Origin of the sequence: Luteitalea sp., assembly GCF_022842525.1 — a bacterium.
Classification (GTDB): Bacteria; Acidobacteriota; Vicinamibacteria; order Vicinamibacterales; family Vicinamibacteraceae; genus Luteitalea.
This window is the reverse complement of the sequence record NZ_JALHPM010000355.1, coordinates 1-3155: the sequence shown is the minus strand read 5'-3', so window position 1 is coordinate 3155 and position 3155 is coordinate 1. Positions and strand designations below refer to the sequence as shown.

Sequence of the window (3155 nt, the reverse complement as noted above, 5' to 3'; positions counted from 1 at the left end):
GCCACTCGGCAGCCGGGGTCGCCACATGGACGAGTCGTTCGGTCCAGCGTCCCAGCCAGTCGATGGTCAGCCAGCCATCGACGACCGCGCGGTCTGGCAGGTCGGGGACGGCCTCCGGCCCGGGCGCCGGAGGCCGCCACGCGGGCGCCGACGTCGACGCCACGACGCGCGACGCGATCTCGGCGCGGCTCCCGGTCGCCAGGTCGAGCAGCCCCGAAGGGGTCTCGATCAGGCGGCCCGCGCGGAGGGCCCCGACGGGTGTGTACGGCTCGGGCCTCGACATGCGCGGAGCCTGAGCAAGGCGCTCGCCAGGTCCGCATCCCCGCGAAACCCCGCAAATGGTCACCGCGACCAGTCGAGGCGTGCGAAATCTGCGACCCGCCCGCCATGCGCAGGCGGCAGGAACTTCGTCCTCGGCGCGCGGGCTCGCCGCGCCTGCGCGTGTAGAATCGTGGGTTGATGCTGCGATTTCTCACGGCAGGTGAATCCCACGGTCAGGCACTGGTCGCAATGGTGGAGGGGCTCCCCGCAGGCCTCCCCGTCGATCAGGACGCCCTCGCCCGCGACCTTCGTCGTCGTCAACTCGGCTACGGGCGGGGGCGGCGGATGCAAATCGAGACCGACACGGCCGAGATCCTGAGTGGGGTCCGCAAGGGCCACACCCTCGGCAGTCCGGTCGCGATGCTGATTCGCAATCGCGACTGGAAGAACTGGCAGCAGACGATGCATGTGGGGTCGGAGGCGCCGGCCGATGCCACCGGCGCCAGGCGCGCCCCGGTGACGCGTCCGCGACCGGGCCACGCCGATCTCGCCGGGGCCCTGAAGTACGACCGCGAGGACATGCGGGACATCCTCGAGCGCGCCAGTGCCCGGGAGACCGCGGCGCGCGTCGCCGCCGGGGCGCTGGCCCGCCAGTTCCTGGCCGCGCTCGACATCCACATCGTCAGCCACGTCTTCACGCTCGGACCGGTCAGTGTGCCCGACCCGCTGGCGGTGACGTACGACCAGATCGCGGCGATCGACGACGACGCGGCCCTGCACTGCGTGGATGAGGCGCTGCAGCAGCAGATGATCGAGGCTATCGACGCCGCACGGGCCGCTGGCGACACGCTCGGCGGAGCCTTCGAAGTCGTCGTGCGCGGCCTCCCGCCGGGCCTCGGCTCCTACGTCCAGTGGGACCGCAAGCTCGATGGCCGACTGGCCCAGGCCGTGATGTCCATTCCAGCCATCAAGGCCGTGGGGATCGGCAAGGGGGTCGGCGTGGCCAGCGTGCCGGGCTCGCAGGTGCACGACGAGATCGTGCTGCCGGCCGGCGACGACGAGTCGCGGGCGATGGGTGTGGCGCGCCCGACCAACCGCGCCGGCGGGCTCGAGGGCGGCGTCACCAATGGCGAAGACCTTCGCCTGAGCGGCTACATGAAGCCGATCTCGACGCTGATGAAGCCCCTCCGCTCGGTCGACCTGCAGACGATGCAGGAGTCGCCCGCGGCGATTGAACGCAGCGACGTGTGTGCGGTGCCGGCGGCGGCCGTCGTGGCCGAGGCCATGGTGGCGTTCGTGCTGGCCGACGCCGTGCTCGAACGCTTCGGCGCCGACACCCTCGACGACATCCGCGCCGCCATGCAGCGCGCCGACGCCCGCGTGCAGCAACGCTTTCATCCTGCACCGGCCGGCGCGTGACGCCATGCGTCGGCCGATCCTCCGTTACGGCGATCCGCTCCTGCATCAGAAGGCCGCTCCGGTCGCGGCCATCACGCCGGCGATCGATGGCCTCATCGAGGACATGCGCGAGACGATGCACGTGGCGGCCGGCGTCGGGCTCGCGGCGCCCCAGATTGGCGAATCGTTGCAGGTGTGTCTGGTCGACCTCTCTGCCGGTCGTCGGCCCGACCAGTTGCTCGTCCTCATCAACCCGGACGTCGTCGAGCGCGACGGCATGCAGTTGAAGGAAGAGGGCTGTCTGAGCCTGCCGGGCATCGAAGCGACGGTGCCGCGCCCCTTGCGCCTCACCGTGCGGGCCCTCGATCGCGACGGCGATCTGCGGGAGATTCGCGCCGAGGGTCTGCTCGCCCGCGCCATCCAGCACGAGGTCGATCATCTCAACGGCATCCTGTTCCTCGACCGCCTCCGCCCCGTCTACCGCTGGGCGATCACCCGACGCATCTCCCGCCTGCGGCGTGCGGGCAAGTGGTAAGGCGCTGACGTCCTGATGCCCCTGCGAATCGCGTTCTTCGGGACCCCGGCCTTCGCCGTGCCGACGCTCGATGCCCTGCTGGCCTCCGACCACGAGGTGGTGGGCGTGGTCACGCAGCCGGATCGTCCGCGCGGGCGCGGGCAGCAGGTGTCCGACTCCCCCGTCAAGGCGCGGGCGCGCATCGCCGGCGTCCCGATCCTCCAGCCGACGCGGTTGAAGGACCCGGCCTTTCTCGAGGCGTTCGGCGCCTGGCGCGCCGACCTCGGGGTCGTCGCCGCCTACGGGCGCCTCCTGCCGCAGGTGCTGCTGGACCTCCCGCCGCGAGGCCTGATCAACGTCCATGCCTCGCTCCTGCCGGCGTGGCGCGGCGCCTCGCCGATCCAGCGGGCAGTGTTGCACGGGGATGCGGTGAGTGGCGTGACGATCATGCGCGTGATGCTGGCGCTGGACGCCGGTGCCATGCTCGCGCGTGCCGAGGTGCCCATTGCCGCCGACGACACCACCGGCACCCTCGAGGCGCGTCTGGCGGTGGTCGGGGCGTCGCTGCTGCGGGACGTCGTGGACCGACTGGGGCGCGGCGAGACGGTGGACGAGGTGCCGCAGGACGACAGCCTGGCCACCCTCGCCCCGAAGATCGAGAAGCAGGAAGGCCTCATCGACTGGAGCCGCCCGGCGCCGGCGCTGGACTGCCACGTCCGCGGCATGCAGCCGTGGCCCGGCGCCTTCACCTTCGTCGACGGGCAGCGTCTGGTCGTGCGGGAGGCCCGCGTGGACGACCGGCCGGCGGGCGACGCGCCGCCTGGCGGACTGGTGGCGCTCGACGATGATGCGATCGTGCTCGCCTGCGGTGAGGGCACCACGCTGCGGGTGGTGCGCGTGCAGCCCGAGGGCAAGCGCGTCATGACGGCACGGGAGTGGCGGCTCGGGCGCCGCAGCGAGGCGCCCCTGCGTGCCGGCATGC

3 protein-coding genes and 1 pseudogene are annotated in these 3155 nt (G+C 72.2%); 3 read left to right on the top strand and 1 reads right to left on the bottom strand.

Annotated elements, in window-relative coordinates:
* Positions 1–283 (bottom strand): annotated as a pseudogene (locus Q0C41_RS30850) (hypothetical protein); the annotation flags it as partial.
* Positions 284–459: 176 nt separating this feature from the next.
* Here Q0C41_RS30850 and aroC point away from each other — a divergent pair.
* The 3 genes from aroC to fmt all read left to right on the top strand — a co-directional run.
* Complete coding sequence (gene aroC, locus Q0C41_RS30845; protein WP_291990792.1) at positions 460–1680, top strand: chorismate synthase; 1221 nt, start codon at positions 460–462, stop codon at positions 1678–1680.
* 4 nt (positions 1681–1684) lie between these two features.
* Positions 1685–2194 (top strand): peptide deformylase, encoded by a 510-nt coding sequence (gene def / locus Q0C41_RS30840; RefSeq protein WP_291990790.1) that lies wholly within the window; start codon positions 1685–1687, stop codon positions 2192–2194.
* Positions 2195–2209: 15 nt separating this feature from the next.
* The coding region (gene fmt, locus Q0C41_RS30835) for a methionyl-tRNA formyltransferase (RefSeq protein ID WP_291990788.1) at positions 2210–3155 on the top strand (946 nt) is incomplete at its 3' end.

Bases quoted from the DNA above. Each gene is read 5' to 3' on its own strand.
- aroC (WP_291990792.1), top strand. From the start codon at position 460: ATGCTGCGATTTCTCACGGCAGGTGAATCCCACGGTCAGGCACTGGTC.
- def (WP_291990790.1), top strand. From the start codon at position 1,685: ATGCGTCGGCCGATCCTCCGTTACGGCGATCCGCTCCTGCATCAGAAG.